The sequence below is a fragment of the Vibrio bathopelagicus genome (assembly GCF_014879975.1).
Taxonomy (GTDB): domain Bacteria; phylum Pseudomonadota; class Gammaproteobacteria; order Enterobacterales; family Vibrionaceae; genus Vibrio; species Vibrio bathopelagicus.
The window spans coordinates 682825-700053 of the sequence record NZ_CP062500.1 but is presented as its reverse complement, the minus strand read 5'-3'; the positions used below and the strand labels follow the sequence as shown (position 1 = coordinate 700053).

Below are 17229 nucleotides of genomic sequence, written 5' to 3'. Positions count from 1 at the left end.
TAATTCACTACTATTTCGACAATCTACTACTGCTGAGACTTAGCTTGCTTGATTTGATACATGTTCTTATCAGCTTGTGCAATCAACTGTTCTAATCCTTGAGGCTCTTCTTCACAAGCAAGTCCAACACTTACCGAAAACTGTACACCGTTAATGTAAAGCGCTTGTTCTAGTGCCTTTTCTAAGTTGTGGTAAAAGTTAAATACGCTTTTTTGATCATCAAAACAAGAAAATACCACAAACTCATCGCCACCATAACGACCTATCTTGGCACATGCTGAGGTCGCCTCATCAAGGACTTTTGCAACCGCTAACAGCACATCATCACCGAAACTATGACCATAGGTGTCATTTATCGATTTGAATTTATCGACGTCGACAAATAGGCATGCCATAACCTTTTGCGCAAAGCATCGCTTGGCTAAGACCTTTTCGGCTTCGTTAAACAATGCGCGGCGATTCAAACAATGAGTAAGAGAATCGCGATTGGCAAAGAAGTTAAGTTGGTTTTCCAACTCGTACTTTTCCAATGCGACTGAATACAAAGAAGCCAACAAATCCAAGATTTCTAGCTCAGATTCATGCGGTTCAGAGACATACTGACTGTAAATTGCAAACGTCCCTAATACATGACCATGTGACGAGATAATTGGCACCGACCAACAAGCATGAAGGTTAGCTTGATTAGTCAGCGCTAAGAAAGGAGCCCAATTAGGGTGTTCATTTATATTGGAGACCATAACCGCTTTCTTAAGCGCAGCCGCCTCGCCACAAGAACCAATCCCTACACCAATCCCCACCCCCTCGATCTGCTGATTATAAAAATCAGGCAAGTTCGGGGCATATTCTAGGTGTAAAGTCTTTGACTCAGAGTTGAGCAATAATATTGAAGCCATACGTTGGCCAAAAAGCTGCTCGGTAAGCTGAATGATCTTATGGTTTAAATCCTTACGATCCATCCCAAGAGCAAGCTTCCGAAGCAAACTGTTGACTGCTCGGTGGCCTTCTAATAAAAATTGTTGTTCCATTCACTAAAACTTTCAATTGTGTAATTGGGCACAGCTTGTTCTTATGCAAGCTTACTATTGGTTAATAATAACACACTAAATAAGACGTACACACAATCGAAGATCATAGGTTGATCTTTCGCTTTATCTATTTTGATCAGCGATCTACCCCAAAAAGAATATTTATATCACCACACACCGAAAGCATAAGTTACATATGCTGCATTTCGATTTTAAATAGTCATTTATATCAAAAGTTACATGCAAAAATAAAATAAACAGCACAAGCCATTTTGATCTGTAACCTAAATCATCGAATTACATGCGTCAGCATTTCAATATGTTGGTCATCTAACTGGGTTAGCTTAACCGATAATGCCTTAAGCTCTGACGTATTCTCAATGTGAGTACCACCACACGGAATAGACACGAGAGTGTCTGCATTAAGCTGCCATTCCCAGTAACGAGAGTCCGTTAATGCCTCGCCTTCCAGTCTCATTGCGACTGAAGTAGACTCTGCTAGCCAGCCTGCAATCATTTGATTAATGTCGGCTTCAACCCCTTTAAGGTTTGCTAGCATGTCTGCGACGTTCAAACCGCGTTTCTTCAAGGTTTTGCCCAAACGATACTTGTCGGTGCATAGTTCTGGGGTCACAAAGCTGGTGACTTGCGCATAGCTATTGAAATCGTAACTACCAAGTGGGTCTTTTCTATCCGCATCTTTACGCCAGTAACTCTCAGCCAATACTTTATTCAACGCTAAGAAAGCGATATGACCAGCACTATGTCCACGGCTCAAGCTTGCTTGGTACTCTTTATCAACCGATAACTCAACTTCATCGCCAATATTAATCATAGAAGCCGATGCCGGTAGTTGGTGAACAACCACAAACGCCCACCCTTCCGTATCACGCTTAACAGGGATATCTGCTGCGATAGAAAGTTTTCCAGTGGATTGTTCTACTGCACCAACAAGGCAACCTTCCACAATATACTGTTCACCATTTACGCTGACAAAGCCTCGGTCTGCTGGGTGATCGGGCCAAATATGACTAACAGGGTGAAAAGGCGTCACATCGGTAATCAAGTAGCTCTGACTATCATTGCTCTCAACATAAAGCGCTTTCGCATTAAGTTGCCAAGCCTGATGACAGAATTGAGTGATGGTTGGTGTGATTGCTTGCGCAGATGTAATCAAATCGCTAATTGTCATATTGTTCTTCTTCTGAAATCGAGTCTGATTTGTTAACCCTTAATGGTATCTATAACCTATTTGCTAAGGGCTAACTCAAATTTTACTTAAAAAAATACCCGAGACAGGCTCGGGTATCAAATCGATTAGAAAGGGTTATTTACGGCCTTTCATCATGCTCATCATACGCTTACGTTTGCGTTCCTGAGAAATCGTTAGCTTGTTTGTTTTCGCTTCAAACGGGTTTTCGCTGTTCTGGAATTGAATGCGAATCGGTGTACCCATGATCTCTAGCGAACGACGGTAGTAGTTCATTAGGAATCGTTTGTACGAATCTGGCAAGTTACGAACTTGGTTACCGTGGATAACGATAATAGGTGGATTGTAACCACCAGCGTGCGCGTATTTTAGTTTCACACGACGGCCACGAACCATAGGTGGTTGGTGATCATCGGTTGCCATTTTCATGATACGAGTCAGAACAGAAGTACCAACACGTGTTGTCGCTGACTTGTAAGCTTCTTGAACAGATTCAAACAAGTGACCAACACCTGTACCGTGAAGTGCAGAGATAAAGTGAATACGTGCGAAATCAACGAAACCTAAACGGCGGTCTAGCTCTTTCTTAACGCGATCTTTAACATCGCTGTCTAGACCATCCCACTTGTTTACTGCAATCACGATTGAACGACCAGCATTCAACGCAAAGCCTAACAAGCTCAAGTCTTGATCAGAGATGTTGTCTCTAGCATCAATAAGCAGTAGAACAACGTTAGCGTCTTCAATCGCTTTCAGTGTTTTAACTACAGAGAACTTCTCTACAGTTTCATTGATGTTTTTACGACGACGAACACCTGCAGTATCAATCAGAACGTATTCACGCTCATCACGCTGCATTGGAATGTAGATAGAGTCACGAGTTGTACCTGGCATATCGTAAACAACAACACGTTCTTCACCAAGAATACGGTTAGTTAATGTTGATTTACCTACGTTAGGACGACCAATGATCGCTAGCTTAATCGGTTGATCTTGAAGGCGCTTGAATTCTTCTTCCGCTTCTTCTTCAGTGAAATCAACTTGCTCTTCTTCTTCGTCTTCAAACTCAGTCAAATCGCTTACTTCACCATTCTCAGCTTTTAGCGCTTCAGCGAATGGGTTAAGTGCAAGGTCAATCAGTGCGGTTACACCACGACCGTGTGCCGCTGCGATTTGATACATGTCTTCAACGCCTAGCTGCCAGAAGTCAGCACTTGCAGCATCAGGGTCGATACCATCAACCTTGTTTACTACTAGCATTGAAGGCTTTTCTAGCTGGCGAAGGTGCTTAGCAATAGCCACATCTGAAGGTGTTAGACCCGCACGGCCATCTACCATAAATAGAACGACATCAGCTTCATCAATCGCCGCTAACGACTGTTCAGCCATTTTAGTTTCAACACCTTCTTCGGTACCATCGATACCACCAGTGTCGATAACAATAAAGTCATGCTCACTAAAATGAGCATGACCGTATTTACGGTCACGCGTTAAGCCAGGGAAATCCGCAACCAATGCATCACGAGTTCGAGTCAATCGGTTAAACAACGTAGATTTACCTACGTTCGGACGCCCTACTAGAGCAACAACAGGTACCATAACAACCTCTACAATTTCTTCTCTAAATGTAGTTATAGGTAAGCACTTGTTCGCAAGTTTAAACTCTTACCTATAACCACATGGTTTATTAATTTATAACAACAAAACGGCTCCTAGCTGTTACCAACCAGGAGCCGACTGTGAATTGTATCACGCTTTTATTGGCTAATCGTTAGTTTCTTTACATCGCCATTGCGAGTAGTCACTAAGTAGCCTTCAGGTAATTCAATAGGCGCAACCGCAAAGCCGCTATCATTAACTAACTGCTGGGCAACAAACTCACCCGATGAACGATCTAACCAGTGCAGATAACCTTCTGTATCACCCACGACTACATAACCATTAATAATAGCAGGTGCGGTTAGTAAGCGGTTTTCTAACAATGGAGTGCTCCATAGTTCAGTGCCGCTACGCGCATCTACTGCAACCACGTGGTCTTTGTCTGTTACTACGAACAAACGACTACCATCGCTCGCCAAATCAATCGCTGACGAGTAGTTACGCTTCCAAACTGGCTTACCAGAACGAAGATCGATAGCAATCAACTGACCATTAATACCAACGGTATACAAGGTGCCGCCAAGAACAACAGGTGACGCATCAACATCAACCAAGCGGTCAATCTCCGTTGCGCCTTTTGGTGTACCAACCGGTTGTTGCCAAATCAGCTGACCACGGTCAACGATAGCAGCAGCCAAACGACCATTTGCAGTTCCCCAGAAAACACCACCAGAAACAGCAACGGGAGCGCTATCACCACGTAATGTTAGGCTTGGAACTTCAGTGCTAATCGTCCACTTCTGTTCACCGCTTTCTTGATCCAAAGCGATCATCATGCCGCGACTGGTATGAACCAGTACCATGTTGTTTTCAGTCGCAGGAGATGCAAGCACCTCACCGTTCACTGATACACGCCACAGTTCTTCACCGGTCGATTCATCTAACGCGATCACTTCGCCATTTTCAGAGCCTAAGAACACTTTGCCGTAAGCCGCTGTTAGGCCACCTGATAAGCGTGCGAGCACTTCTTTTTCAAGATCGGTTTCCCACAACTTTTTACCCGTTTCAGGATCAAGCGCTTTAACAATACCTTCGCGACTTGCGACAAACACTTTGTCGTAAGCAAGCTCTGGCGTTAATTTTGAAAAGTAATGACCAACACCATCACCAACCGACGTAGACCATTCCTGCTTAGGAGTGAACTCGCTGTTTACTGTTGGTACTGGAGCCATGATTACGGTGTCTTCTTCACCCGCACAACCCGCTAACAGGCCAAGAGCAATCGCACACAACGCCGCTTTTGGAAACATCTTCTTCATTCAAAGCGCCTTATTTAGCTAGGTCGTCAAGTTTGATTTGAAGCGTTTGGCTCGCATCAGCAGCTTGTTGTGCTTCAGAGTAAGCACTGTAAGCGGCATCTGTATCGCCTTTACGAAGTGAGATATCACCACGTAGTTCAGCAACACGGCCTTTCCAAGATTCGTCAGTCATCGCTTCAAGATCAGTCAACGCTGCGTCAAATTCACCTTGCTCAGCTTTGATACGAGCAACACGGTAAGTAAGTAATGGCGCTAATGCCGCGTCCTTAGTTGCCGATTTTGCCCACTCAAGCTGTTCAAGTGCTGCTGCAAGGTCACCCGCTTGAACTTGTGCTTTAGCTAACTGCATAGCAGCAAGAACAGAGTATTCAGCATCTTTGTTTGCGTCGATGAAAGCTTGAATATCAGATTGAGCATCAACGCCCTTAGTATCAAGAGCTGAAATTACAGAGGTGTAGCTTTCTGAAGCTGCTTCACGCGCTTCAACGACTGAATCTTGGTAATAGCGCCAGCCAAATAGACCACCTAAACCAATAACCGCACCAAAGATTACGGCTTTACCGTTCTCTTTCCACCAATCTTTAATGGCTTCAACTTGTTGCTCTTCGCTATCGTAAAGTTCCACTTCCTGTCCTCTTTAATTCTTTAAACGCCAGCATAGTGCTGACGTTAATATTCATGATGAGCGTTTGCTCAATGGCTAACTAGATTAGCGCAGCAACTTTCTCTGCAACTTCCGTTTGAGACACGGTTTCTTGCACGCCACCAACCAAATCTTTTAGCACAACTGTATTGTCAGCAACTTCGTTCTCACCAAGTACAAGTGCTACAACAGCACCTACTTTGTCAGCACGTTTGAATTGCTTCTTGAAGTTACCACCACCGAAGTGGTTCATCACGCGTACGCCTTTAACGGTGTCGCGCAATTGATTCGCTAACTGCATGCCCGCGATCATAGTACCTTCGCCAGCAGCAACTATGTATACGTCAACGCTACGGCGAACTTCTGTAAGCTCTAGCGTTTCCATCATTAGAACCAGACGCTCTAGACCCATTGCAAAACCAACCGCATTAGTTGCTTTACCGCCTAGTTGCTCAACAAGACCATCGTAACGGCCACCACCACATACTGTACCTTGTGCACCAAGGCTGTCAGTGATCCACTCAAATACTGTGCGGTTGTAGTAATCTAGGCCACGTACTAGACGCTCGTTAACTTGGTATTCGATACCAACAGCGTCAAGAAGTTCACACAAACCAGCAAAATGTTGCTTTGATTCTTCACCTAAATATTCAGATAGTCGAGGTGCGTCACCTAGGATAGCTTGAACATCCGGGTTCTTAGTATCAAGTACACGTAAAGGGTTAGTGTGCATGCGACGTTTGCAGTCTTCATCTAGCACATCGATGTGTTGCTCAAGGAAAGCCACTAGCGCAGTACGGTAGCTTACGCGATCTTCTTGAGAACCAATTGAGTTCAGTTCTAGGCGAACGTGCTTGTCGATGCCCAGCTCACGCCATAAACGTGCTGTCATCATAATAAGTTCAGCGTCTACATCTGGACCATCTAGACCAAACACCTCAACACCACATTGGTGGAATTGACGGTAACGGCCTTTTTGAGGACGCTCATGACGGAACATTGGCCCCATGTACCATAGGCGCTGTTCATCACGGTTGATAAGGCTGTTTTGAATACATGAACGTACACAACCTGCTGTGCCTTCTGGGCGCAGCGTTAGGCTATCGCCATTACGGTCATCAAAGGTGTACATCTCTTTTGAAACAACATCAGTTTCTTCACCAACCGCACGGCTAAATAGGTTCGTCTCTTCAACGATAGGCATACGTACTTCGTTGTAACCGTATGCACTCACCACACTTTTAACTGCACTTTCTACTTTCTGCCACAGTGGTGATTGAGTTGGAAGGCAGTCGTTCATGCCTCGAATTGCTTGGATATTTTTAGCCACAGTATTTATTCCGTAATTTCTCACGACCAGGTGTTAGTGCGAATAGACAAACACACCTCATCGCGTTGTATTAATCTTCTAAGTTTTCTACATCAATGCGATTTGCTTTATCAAGCACCGATGCTTTTGCTCGGATCTTCGCTTCAAGCTTGTCGACAAGGTCATCGTTGTCAAAACGCTCTTTCTGACGTTTACCGTCTTCGTAGAAAGCACTCTTGCGTGCACTACCAGCTAAACCTAAGTGAGACACTTCAGCTTCACCAGGGCCGTTAACCACACAACCAATGATTGATACATCCATTGGGGTAATAACATCTTCTAAGCGCTCTTCAAGAGCGTTAACGGTGTTAATAACATCGAATTCTTGACGAGAACAGCTCGGACATGCAATGAAGTTGATGCCACGCGAGCGGATGCGCAAAGATTTAAGAATATCAAAGCCTACTTTGATCTCTTCAACAGGGTCGGCCGCTAGCGAGATACGCAGCGTATCGCCGATACCTTCAGAAAGAAGCATACCCAAACCTACAGCTGATTTCACAGACCCAGCTCGTGCACCACCCGCTTCTGTAATACCAAGGTGAAGAGGTTGATCAATCTGCTTTGCAAGTAAACGGTAAGAGCCGACGGCTAGGAATACATCAGAAGCCTTAACGCTGACTTTAAATTGATCAAAGTTCAAACGGTCTAGGATATCTACGTGACGCATTGCGGATTCAACAAGTGCTTCTGCTGTCGGTTCTGTGTATTTCTCTTGGATCTCTTTTTCAAGAGAACCGCCGTTAACACCAATACGAATCGGGATATTCATATCACGAGCACAATCCACAACAGAGCGAATGCGGCTTTCGTTACCGATGTTACCTGGGTTAATACGCAGACAGTCAACACCGTACTCTGCCACTTTAAGGGCAATACGGTAGTCGAAATGAATGTCAGCCACCAAAGGAACAGAAACCTGCTGCTTGATTAGCTTAAATGCTTCAGCGGCATCCATAGTCGGTACAGATACGCGAACGATATCAGCGCCAACTTTTTCCAAAGCTCTAATTTGAGCAACGGTCGCGGCGACATCAGTTGTTCTTGTGTTGGTCATGGATTGCACAGCAATTGGTGCACCATCACCGATCGGCACATCACCCACATAAATACGGGTTGATTTGCGACGAATAATAGGAGATTCGTGTTGCATATAAACTCTAAGGTAAGGTTATTCTAGCTACTTTGCCTGAAGTATACCCAGAAAGGTCAACGGGTTCACTTGCAAATGTCATCGATACGCCCTCTGGCGCACCTAGAATCACTTTGTATGGCGCAGTTCCTGAAAGATTGAGTGTCTGACCTGCTTTTTTGATACCAGTAGACAAAGTCTTGCCTGCCGCATCTTTAACTTGGATCCAACAGTCTGCAGAGAACTGCATCACTAGCTCGTTGGCTACAGGTTCAGGCGTCACTGTCTCTGATTCAGCCGCTACAGGAGTAACCTCTGCAACGTCTTGTGTCTGTTCTACTTGCTCGATATTCCCTGAAGCCTCAGCAGCGCTAACCACTGCAAGTGTATCCGTACTTTCAGTCGCTGAAGGCTCCGCAGTATTTTGCTCGGCTTCAATCACTTCTAATGACGTAAATTCTGGCTCTAGAGGCTCTTCCACCACAAGCTCTTCTGAGCTTTCTGTATTGGCGAGAGATTGAGATAAGGTGTCTTGCTGCTGGTTCTGCCACCACCAAAGTGATGAGATACCCGCAATCACAGCAAAGATGCTCCATGTAAGGATCATAATACGGCTGTTGTGCTTCTCTGTTTTTGTCTTACGAGAAAAGCTCAGCATTTCTTGCTCTTGGTGTTGAGCATCACCAGAATGATGAAGCGCGTTCAACACGACTTTTTCATCAAGATTAACGTATTTCGCGTATGAACGAATGTAACCACGCATAAAGGTGGCGACCTGATCTGACTCGAATTGGTTTTCTTCAATTTGTTGAATCAGCGTAACGCGCAGCTTCAAACGATCAGAGATCTGCTTTTGTGTTAACCCCAGAGATTCTCGTTTATTTTTAAGCAGCGTTCCCGCTTCAATTGCTGGAGCGACAGTTTCTTTGGTTTGTGTTTCGTGTTCTGTGTTCATAGAGAGTGAACTTCTAAATAATTATTGCAGGTTGATGAGAGCATTTTTTATTTTCGTTTAAGCTCAATCTTACAACCTACTATGTGGAATTTTTCCTGTAACCCAGTTCATCAACCCTTAAAGTAGAAAACCACACGCTGTTGGTGAGCGATTTTCTCAGGAAGCTAGTTTATCAAGTAGCCAACCTAAATAGACACATTGACGATTATCGGGTAACAAGCGAGCACTTAAATTAATTTAAGATTATTTAATCATAAGCTAATGCCATTACAAGGCAAAAACACTTTCGACAAAATTTACCGTCAGCTCATGGTTTTGTCCAAAATTTAACGAAAAATGTAAGAAAGCGTGGGGAAAAAATCCAATTCTTGGAAATTCACCTTCCAGAAAAGCAACAAGCCAGAAGGAATCCTTCTGGCTTGTTTAGTTCTAAATGGTATTTAAACCGCTTTTACTTGAATCACATCACCTGCGATTAAGTTAGCTTCAGAGGCGGCTTTCAGCATTTTAGTACGCTTGGTTCTATCAATAACATCACCAACCAACTGGCCACATGCGGCATCAATATCATCACCACGTGTTTTACGAACCGTTACTGTGTAGTTGTATTCCATCAGTGTTTTTTGGAAGCGATCAATACGAGAGTTGCTTGGCTTCTTGTAAGGCGACCCCGGATAAGGGTTGAATGGAATCAAGTTGATCTTACAAGGCGTATCTTTCATTAACTCAGCAAGTTCACGAGCATGGTCCATATCATCATTCACATGATCCAACAGAACGTACTCAACCGTTACTTTACCGCGGTTAGCATTTGAAGAAGCAATGTAACGACGAACCGAGGCTAGGAAATCTTGGATATCCCAACGGTCGTTGATTGGCATGATTTGGCTACGTAGTGCATCGTTTGGTGCGTGTAGAGAAATCGCCAGAGCTACATCAATGTTGTCTGTCATCTGATCAAGACCAGAAACAACACCAGATGTTGATACTGTTACACGACGCTTAGACAGTGAGAAACCTAGATCATCAAGCATCAGCTCTAATGATGGAATTAGGTTCTTCATGTTAAGCAGAGGCTCACCCATACCCATCATTACGACGTTAGTAATTGGACGACGACCCGTTTCTTTCTCTAAACCGATTTCACGTGCAGCACGCCAGATTTGACCAACGATCTCTGAAACTTTCAAGTTACGGTTGAATCCCTGTTGAGCCGTAGAGCAGAATTTACATTCAAGCGCACAACCTACTTGCGAAGATACACATAGCGTCGCACGGTCACCATCTGGGATGTATACCGTTTCAACGTCTTGGTCTCCAACGCTCATAGCCCATTTAATGGTGCCATCCGCAGAGTGCTGAGCTTCAGAAACAATAGGTGCAACAATCTCACAGCGATGCAGCAGTTTCTCACGTAACTTTTTGTTGATGTTGTTCATTTGTTCGAAGTCATCGACACCGAAGTGATAAATCCACTTCATCACTTGCTCTGCTCGAAACGCTTTCTCATTCAGTTCTTCTGTGAAAAATTTACGAAGACCTTTACGATCAAAATCGAGTAGATTGACTTTAGCTGTGGTCATGATGCCTCTCAATGACGGAACAATAATTAAGGGCGCGAATTGTACAGCCTTTACGCAACTTCAACAAGCACTGTAAAACCTTGTGTTTACTAAGACATTCAAACTTAAGTGATTAAAATTCACACAGCCAAATTTACTCGCTTAAGTTTAACCAATTCAAAGCGAGATTCCCGATTACACTCCTTCGTCGCTTTCGGGAATGACGTAAATAATCTCCAACAGCTCACCAATACTTACCACGAGATTGTGGTTCCAAAACACCCCGTCATTCCAGAACCGAGGGACGAGGTATCTGGAATCTCGTTTTTCACTACACATCTTTTCCTACAACCCATAAGAAACTAAAAAGGCTTCACCGAAGTGAAGCCTTTATTGATACTTGCTGTTGTCTGCCTATTCAGCTGGACGCGGGCAAATTTCAGATTCTGGGAAGAAGAATTCGATTTCGCGAGCCGCAGACTCAGGACTATCGCTACCGTGTACTGAGTTGTAACGCATGCTGATTGCGTAGTCAGCACGGATAGTGCCGCATGCCGCTTCTTCTGGGTTAGTTTTACCCATTAGTTCACGGTAACGGGCAATCGCGTTTTCACCTTCAAGTACTTGAACCATGATAGGACCAGAAGTCATGAACTCTTTAAGTGGTCCAAAGAACTCTTTACCTTCATGTTCTGCGTAGAAGCCACTTGCTTGTGCTTCAGTAAGACAAACCATTTTAGCGGCAATAATCTGTAGGCCAGCTTTTTCAATGCGGTGGTAGATTTCACCGACAAGGTTACGCTTAACTGCATCCGGCTTAACAATTGAGAACGTTCTTTCTAGAGCCATAGGGATTCCTTCACTTCATTTTTTTGTTATTAAATACTGAAATTACTGAGATCATTCGATCTGAGTTTATGAATAAGCGGTATCGAAATACCGCTCACTCTTATTATTATTTTGCTTGGTCGATAAGAAGACGAGCCAGTGTACGAACACCCATACCGGTCGCGCCTGCAGCCCATTTATCACTTGATGACTTACGGTAAGTACCTGCGCAGTCCATGTGAATCCAACCTTTTTTGTAGTCATCTACAAAGTAAGAAAGGAACGCAGCAGCTGTACTTGCACCCGGTGTGTAATCACCAGAGCTGATGTTTGAAAGATCAGCAAAGTTTGAAGGCAACATACCGCGGTGGAAATCAGCAAGAGGCAGTGGCCATAGACCTTCTTTCTCTTGGTTTGCAGCCGTTAGTGCTTGGTGAGACAACTCGTCATCGAAGCTCAATAATGCGTGGTAGTCATTACCTAATGCATTTTTAGCCGCGCCGGTTAGCGTTGCACAGTCGATGATCAACTCTGGATTCTGAGCGCTTGCGAACATCAGGCCATCAGCTAAAACTAAACGACCTTCCGCATCGGTATTCATGATCTCGACAGTCTTACCATTTTTGTAAGTAATGATGTCGCCAAGCTTCAATGCTCGACCAGAGATCATGTTCTCTGCACAACATAGGATAAGCTTGATACGCTTATTCAGGCCGCGTTCAATCGCTAGACCTAAACCGCCAGTAATAGTCGCTGCGCCACCCATGTCAGCTTTCATTGCTGTCATGAATTGACCAGGCTTGATGCTGTAACCGCCTGAGTCGAAAGTGATACCTTTACCCACAAGACAAGCAAATACAGGGGCGTTTTCATCGCCAGTTGGGTTGAAGTCCAGTTGAAGCATTGCTGAAGTACGTTCAGAGCCGCGGCCTACCGCGTAGATGCCTTCCCAACCTTCAGTTAGGAGGTCTTTGTCTTTAACGATTTTCGCTTTAACAGTGCCTGCTGGCGCTACTGACTTGATGTATTCAGCTGCCATTGTCGCTAATTGACGAGGAGCAACTTCTTCAGCCGTTTTGTTGATGATGTCACGAGTCCAATCTGTCGCGCGGATACGTGCTTCTAGTTCAATTTGATCAGCTTCAGCTAGAGCATCCCACTCCAATGCATTCTTTTTCTTTGGTCCACGGTAGCCTTGGTAAAAAGCCCAAACACTTTCGAGATCCCAACCTTCACCGCTAAGTGCAACCAATGCGATACCTTGTCCGTCAAGCGTACGGCCAGCACGTTGAACTGCGCCTAAATCGTGGCCTTCACCAATGTGAATTGTCGCTCCCGCTTCCGAAAACGATAAGATAGCTCTTGCTCCCCACTGAGGCTGGGCAGCTTCTTGACTTAAAAATACTGACATCTGTGTAGACATGATTTCTCCTTGTCTTTGAACCACGTTGAGTGAGTGATTCTGATTATTTTTTATTAGCGCTCTGATGTTAGCATTATGTAGAAGTAAAATGTCATTTTGATAAAAAAACGGACCATAAGGTCCGCTTTTTTTAGTAAGAATTGTTAACTTGGCTGTGTTTTATATTGGATAAATTCCAACCAACGGCCAAATTATAGAACAAGAAGGTTAGTCCATCTCATCCATCCAGCATAAAATAATGGCCTCTAGAATTTTCTCATTCGAGTGATTCGGCTCATCATCAAAATCTTCAAGATCTAGCACCCATTGATGCAAGTCCGTAAAACGTACGGTTTTAGGATCAGTCTCCGGGTATAAATCACATAGCTCAATCGCAATATCTCGCGAATCAATCCATTTCAAGCTCATAACACTTCCTTATCTTTATCAGCGATGATTTGTCATCTTAATGATTTATATTTTATGCCAGTTTTACTAACACGTTTAGTCAAGCTGAGTTCTTAGTGCTCTTCAGAAGCTAAGTTCAGTGTGTACTTTGGAATCTCAACCACTAGGTCAGTATCAGCTACTTTAGCTTGGCAACCAAGACGAGATTCCATTTCCAGACCCCATGCTTTATCAAGCATGTCGTCTTCTAGGTCATCACTTTCTTCTAATGAGTCGAAACCTTCACGAATCACAACGTGACATGTTGTACATGCACACGACTTCTCACATGCGTGTTCAATACCAATACCGGCCTTCAATGCAACATCAAGAACCGTCTCACCAGTTTTTGCTTCTAAAACAGCGCCTTCTGGACATAGATCTTCGTGAGGTAAAACAATAATCTTTGGCATGTTTATCTATTCTCTAACTATTAAATATTATCGACTGACTGACCTGACAGTGCAGCTCGAATTGATTTATCCATACGACGAGAAGCAAAGTCTTGGCTCGCTTTGTCGGTATTCTTAATTTCTAGTTCGATGGCATCAGCGCTTTCGCCATTGCGCACTTCAATCAGAGCCTCAATAGCTTGCAGAAGGTGCTGCTTTTCTTGCTCATCAAGCAGCTCATCGCCATCAGCTTGCATTGCTGAAATAAGGCCTTCGATAACACGATCTGCTTCTACACGTTGTTCAGCTAGAGCACGCGCTTGCATGTCTTCTTTAGCAAACGTCATCGAATCTTTCAGCATGTTCGCCACTTCATTATCGCTTAAGCCGTAAGACGGTTTAACCTGTATTTCAGCTTGAACACCCGTGCTCTTCTCCATAGCAGTAACCGATAACAGGCCATCAGCGTCTACTTGGTAAGTCACACGAATATGCGCCGCACCAGCAGCCATTGGGGGAATACCTTTCAGAGCAAAACGAGCCAATGAGCGACAGTCATCAACCATCTCACGCTCACCTTGTACGGTGTGTACTGTCATTGCAGTTTGACCGTCTTTGAACGTGGTAAATTCTTGTGCGCGAGCTACAGGGATCGTGGTATTGCGTGGAATGATCTTTTCGACCAAGCCACCCATGGTTTCGATACCTAGGGAAAGTGGGATAACATCAAGCAGCAACATTTCAGAGTCAGGTTTGTTACCGACTAAAATGTCCGCTTGGATAGAAGCACCAATCGCAACCACTTCATCTGGGTTAATGCTGGTTAATGGCGTACGACCAAAAAAGTCACCAACCATTTCACGTACAAGCAATGTACGAGTTGAACCGCCGACCATAACCACTTCAAGCACTTCATCAGCGTCAACTTCGGCATCCTTCAATGCACGACGGCACGAAAGCAGTGTTTTCTTAACCAGTGGCTTGATGATGTCTTCAAACTCTTCACGAGTTAACGCACCAGACCAACCTAGCACTTCAACATCAACGCTTTCAGTTTCAGATAAACCAATCTTAGCGTCTGTTGCAGCATCCAAAAGGATACGGTTCTGTTCTGCTGTAAGCTCTGTTAAGCCCATTTGTTCTTGGAAGTGTTCTGCGATCAAATGGTCAAAGTCATCTCCGCCTAATGCGGAATCGCCACCCGTTGCTAATACTTCAAAGACACCTTTAGACAGGCGTAGGATAGAGATATCAAACGTGCCACCGCCAAGGTCATAAACCGCAATCACCCCTTCTTTTCCTGAATCCAAACCATAAGCAATCGCTGCCGCTGTCGGTTCATTAAGAAGACGTAATACATGTAACCCAGCAAGCTGAGCCGCGTCTTTCGTACCCGCACGCTGTGCATCATCAAAATACGCGGGAACCGTAATCACGGCACCAGATAGTTCACCACCTAGCGTAGACTCAGCTCGTTGGCCAAGCGCTCGTAGAATGTCAGCAGAAACCTGAATTGGGTTCTTGTTGCCTTGTTCTGTACGGATCACAGGTAGACCATTATCACTTTCTTCAAATTGATATGGCAGAGACGGGTATCGCTGTTGAATATCCGACAGTGAGCGACCAATTAATCGCTTTACTGAGATAATGGTATTTTTAGGGTCAGTCTGCGCGTTAGCACGAGCTTCATCGCCAGTCGTATAAGATTCCGACTGATAGTGAACAACTGAAGGTAAAATGCTTCGACCTTGTTGATCAACGAGTGTGCTCGCCTCACCACTGCGTACGGTCGCAACCAGTGAGTTTGTTGTACCTAAATCAATACCCACTGCAAGCTTGTGCTGGTGAGGAGCGGCGCTTTGCCCTGGTTCTGCAATCTGAAGTAGTGCCATGGATGTGTCCTTGTTATACAAACTAGCCGATCAAACGATCTTCAACTAATTCGATTTCATTCTTTAATTTTGCAATAAACTTAAGCTTTCTTACTCGGTCTGCAGCTTCTAGCCAAGCTTCGCTTTCGAGTTCTTGTTGGATAGCACTTAATTGTTGTTTATACATTTTGCTAACCTTGCCTTCAAATGCAAATAGCGCATCTTCAGGATCAGAACTGTCTGCGATATCTTCCAGCTCTTCACGCAGTTCCATTTGCTCCATCAGGAACATCGGATCTTGCATGGTTTGTTGTTCACCACGAATGTCTTCTCCGTGTTGAACCAACAGGTATTCTGCTCGGCTGATTGGATTCTTCAATACCTGGTACGCATCGTTGATTTGTGCCGCTTTTTGCACTGCTAATAAGCGGTCACGCTCAGAAGCTATCGCAAATTTATCAGGATGGAATTGGCGTTGCAGATCTCTAAACTGAGAAGAAAGAAGGCTACCATCCAGTTGAAACTGAAGTGGTAGCCCAAATAATTCGAAATGATTCATGTAAAGGTGGTCCTAAGTTTAGGCTCTTTGTTCAGAGCCTAATTTTATTCTTCGCTTACAACGCTTAACGATTCAAGCGTTTAAACATTGAAGCTCTCACCACAACCACATTCGCCTTTCGCGTTAGGGTTGTTGAATTCAAAACCTTCGTTAAGGCCTTCTTTTACATAATCAAGCTCAGTACCATCTAGGTATACTAGGCTCTTTGGATCAATGATGACCTTAACACCTGAGTGCTCAAACACTTCGTCTTCTTCGTTAAGCTCGTCAACGAATTCCAGTACATACGCCATACCTGAACAGCCAGTAGTTTTTACTGCTAAGCGTAACCCGAGACCTTTACCACGGTTATCTAGGAAAGCTTGAACTCGGCTTGCTGCCGTATCTGTCATGGTGATGGCCATACTACAACCTTGTGTTTTATATAAATTGAGAACTCAGGTGGGAGCACAAAGGGTGCTCCCAAATATTACTTATTTTGTCGACGTGATTACTGTATTGAAGCGATTAGTGCTTCTTTTTGTAATCCGCAACAGCTGCTTTGATTGCATCTTCAGCAAGAATTGAACAGTGAACTTTCACTGGTGGCAACTCAAGCTCTTCTGCGATTTCAGAGTTTTTAATTGCAGCTGCTTCATCAATACTTTTACCTTTAACCCACTCTGTAACGAGTGAGCTAGAAGCGATTGCGCTACCGCAACCGTAAGTCTTGAATTTTGCGTCTTCAATAATACCTTCTGCAGATACTTTGATTTGCAGTTTCATTACGTCACCACAAGCTGGTGCGCCAACCATGCCGCTACCTACACTTGGGTCTTCTTTATCAAACGAACCTACATTACGTGGGTTTTCGTAGTGATCAATTACTTTTTCGCTATATGCCATGATAGTTACCTCGAATCCTCTATTTCCG

General features: G+C 44.2%; 17 protein-coding genes. All 17 read right to left on the bottom strand.

Annotation, left to right across the window (positions count from 1 at the left end):
• Window positions 1–26: 26 nt before the first annotated feature.
• Window positions 27–1028, bottom strand: coding sequence for a sensor domain-containing diguanylate cyclase (locus IHV80_RS03140; protein ID WP_192890026.1), 1002 nt, complete (start codon window positions 1026–1028; stop codon window positions 27–29).
• Window positions 1029–1317: 289 nt separating this feature from the next.
• Window positions 1318–2220, bottom strand: coding sequence for an alanyl-tRNA editing protein (locus IHV80_RS03135; protein WP_192890025.1), 903 nt, complete (start codon window positions 2218–2220; stop codon window positions 1318–1320).
• A gap of 135 nt (window positions 2221–2355) precedes the next feature.
• A complete protein-coding gene (gene der, locus IHV80_RS03130; protein ID WP_102438035.1) occupies window positions 2356–3837 on the bottom strand; it encodes a ribosome biogenesis GTPase Der in 1482 nt (493 codons plus the stop codon).
• Between the two features lie 158 nt (window positions 3838–3995).
• Window positions 3996–5156, bottom strand: a complete 1161-nt coding sequence (gene bamB / locus IHV80_RS03125; protein WP_192890024.1) for an outer membrane protein assembly factor BamB — start codon at window positions 5154–5156, stop codon at window positions 3996–3998.
• A gap of 10 nt (window positions 5157–5166) precedes the next feature.
• The gene (locus tag IHV80_RS03120) at window positions 5167–5781 is read right to left on the bottom strand and encodes a YfgM family protein (protein ID WP_017106479.1); all 615 of its coding nucleotides are present in this window, start codon (window positions 5779–5781) and stop codon (window positions 5167–5169) included.
• A 79-nt stretch (window positions 5782–5860) separates the two neighbouring features.
• Window positions 5861–7129: a histidine--tRNA ligase gene (gene hisS, locus IHV80_RS03115; RefSeq protein ID WP_192890023.1), complete on the bottom strand. Its 1269-nt coding sequence runs from the start codon at window positions 7127–7129 to the stop codon at window positions 5861–5863.
• A gap of 70 nt (window positions 7130–7199) precedes the next feature.
• A complete protein-coding gene (gene ispG / locus IHV80_RS03110) occupies window positions 7200–8321 on the bottom strand; it encodes a flavodoxin-dependent (E)-4-hydroxy-3-methylbut-2-enyl-diphosphate synthase (RefSeq protein WP_009848294.1) in 1122 nt (373 codons plus the stop codon).
• 7 nt (window positions 8322–8328) lie between these two features.
• Window positions 8329–9255 carry a RodZ domain-containing protein gene (locus IHV80_RS03105; protein WP_192890022.1) on the bottom strand — a complete coding sequence of 309 codons (927 nt, stop codon included), beginning with the start codon at window positions 9253–9255 and terminating at the stop codon, window positions 8329–8331.
• Between the two features lie 440 nt (window positions 9256–9695).
• Complete coding sequence (locus IHV80_RS03100) at window positions 9696–10838, bottom strand: bifunctional tRNA (adenosine(37)-C2)-methyltransferase TrmG/ribosomal RNA large subunit methyltransferase RlmN (protein WP_009848292.1); 1143 nt, start codon at window positions 10836–10838, stop codon at window positions 9696–9698.
• Between the two features lie 393 nt (window positions 10839–11231).
• Complete coding sequence (gene ndk / locus IHV80_RS03095) at window positions 11232–11666, bottom strand: nucleoside-diphosphate kinase (protein WP_192890021.1); 435 nt, start codon at window positions 11664–11666, stop codon at window positions 11232–11234.
• Window positions 11667–11772: 106 nt separating this feature from the next.
• Window positions 11773–13068, bottom strand: a complete 1296-nt coding sequence (pepB, locus tag IHV80_RS03090) for an aminopeptidase PepB (RefSeq protein ID WP_192890020.1) — start codon at window positions 13066–13068, stop codon at window positions 11773–11775.
• Between the two features lie 207 nt (window positions 13069–13275).
• Entirely contained in the window at window positions 13276–13476 is a 201-nt protein-coding gene (gene iscX, locus IHV80_RS03085) for a Fe-S cluster assembly protein IscX (protein WP_017098072.1), read from the bottom strand.
• Window positions 13477–13568: 92 nt separating this feature from the next.
• Entirely contained in the window at window positions 13569–13907 is a 339-nt protein-coding gene (fdx, locus tag IHV80_RS03080; RefSeq protein ID WP_004735098.1) for an ISC system 2Fe-2S type ferredoxin, read from the bottom strand.
• Between the two features lie 20 nt (window positions 13908–13927).
• The gene (hscA, locus tag IHV80_RS03075; protein ID WP_192890019.1) at window positions 13928–15778 is read right to left on the bottom strand and encodes a Fe-S protein assembly chaperone HscA; all 1851 of its coding nucleotides are present in this window, start codon (window positions 15776–15778) and stop codon (window positions 13928–13930) included.
• Window positions 15779–15800: 22 nt separating this feature from the next.
• The gene (gene hscB, locus IHV80_RS03070) at window positions 15801–16316 is read right to left on the bottom strand and encodes a co-chaperone HscB (RefSeq protein ID WP_009848288.1); all 516 of its coding nucleotides are present in this window, start codon (window positions 16314–16316) and stop codon (window positions 15801–15803) included.
• An 80-nt stretch (window positions 16317–16396) separates the two neighbouring features.
• Complete coding sequence (gene iscA / locus IHV80_RS03065) at window positions 16397–16720, bottom strand: iron-sulfur cluster assembly protein IscA (RefSeq protein ID WP_004735095.1); 324 nt, start codon at window positions 16718–16720, stop codon at window positions 16397–16399.
• Window positions 16721–16823: 103 nt separating this feature from the next.
• Window positions 16824–17201, bottom strand: a complete 378-nt coding sequence (iscU, locus tag IHV80_RS03060; RefSeq protein ID WP_004735094.1) for a Fe-S cluster assembly scaffold IscU — start codon at window positions 17199–17201, stop codon at window positions 16824–16826.
• Window positions 17202–17229: the final 28 nt, after the last annotated feature.

Coding starts and splice junctions, on each gene's coding strand:
- IHV80_RS03140 (WP_192890026.1), bottom strand. CDS start 1,028: ATGGAACAACAATTTTTATTAGAAGGCCACCGAGCAGTCAACAGTTTG.
- IHV80_RS03135 (WP_192890025.1), bottom strand. CDS start 2,220: ATGACAATTAGCGATTTGATTACATCTGCGCAAGCAATCACACCAACC.
- der (WP_102438035.1), bottom strand. CDS start 3,837: ATGGTACCTGTTGTTGCTCTAGTAGGGCGTCCGAACGTAGGTAAATCT.
- bamB (WP_192890024.1), bottom strand. CDS start 5,156: ATGAAGAAGATGTTTCCAAAAGCGGCGTTGTGTGCGATTGCTCTTGGC.
- ispG (WP_009848294.1), bottom strand. CDS start 8,321: ATGCAACACGAATCTCCTATTATTCGTCGCAAATCAACCCGTATTTAT.
- IHV80_RS03105 (WP_192890022.1), bottom strand. CDS start 9,255: ATGAACACAGAACACGAAACACAAACCAAAGAAACTGTCGCTCCAGCA.
- IHV80_RS03100 (WP_009848292.1), bottom strand. CDS start 10,838: ATGACCACAGCTAAAGTCAATCTACTCGATTTTGATCGTAAAGGTCTT.
- ndk (WP_192890021.1), bottom strand. CDS start 11,666: ATGGCTCTAGAAAGAACGTTCTCAATTGTTAAGCCGGATGCAGTTAAG.
- pepB (WP_192890020.1), bottom strand. CDS start 13,068: ATGTCTACACAGATGTCAGTATTTTTAAGTCAAGAAGCTGCCCAGCCT.
- iscX (WP_017098072.1), bottom strand. CDS start 13,476: ATGAGCTTGAAATGGATTGATTCGCGAGATATTGCGATTGAGCTATGT.
- fdx (WP_004735098.1), bottom strand. CDS start 13,907: ATGCCAAAGATTATTGTTTTACCTCACGAAGATCTATGTCCAGAAGGC.
- hscA (WP_192890019.1), bottom strand. CDS start 15,778: ATGGCACTACTTCAGATTGCAGAACCAGGGCAAAGCGCCGCTCCTCAC.
- hscB (WP_009848288.1), bottom strand. CDS start 16,316: ATGAATCATTTCGAATTATTTGGGCTACCACTTCAGTTTCAACTGGAT.
- iscA (WP_004735095.1), bottom strand. CDS start 16,720: ATGGCCATCACCATGACAGATACGGCAGCAAGCCGAGTTCAAGCTTTC.
- iscU (WP_004735094.1), bottom strand. CDS start 17,201: ATGGCATATAGCGAAAAAGTAATTGATCACTACGAAAACCCACGTAAT.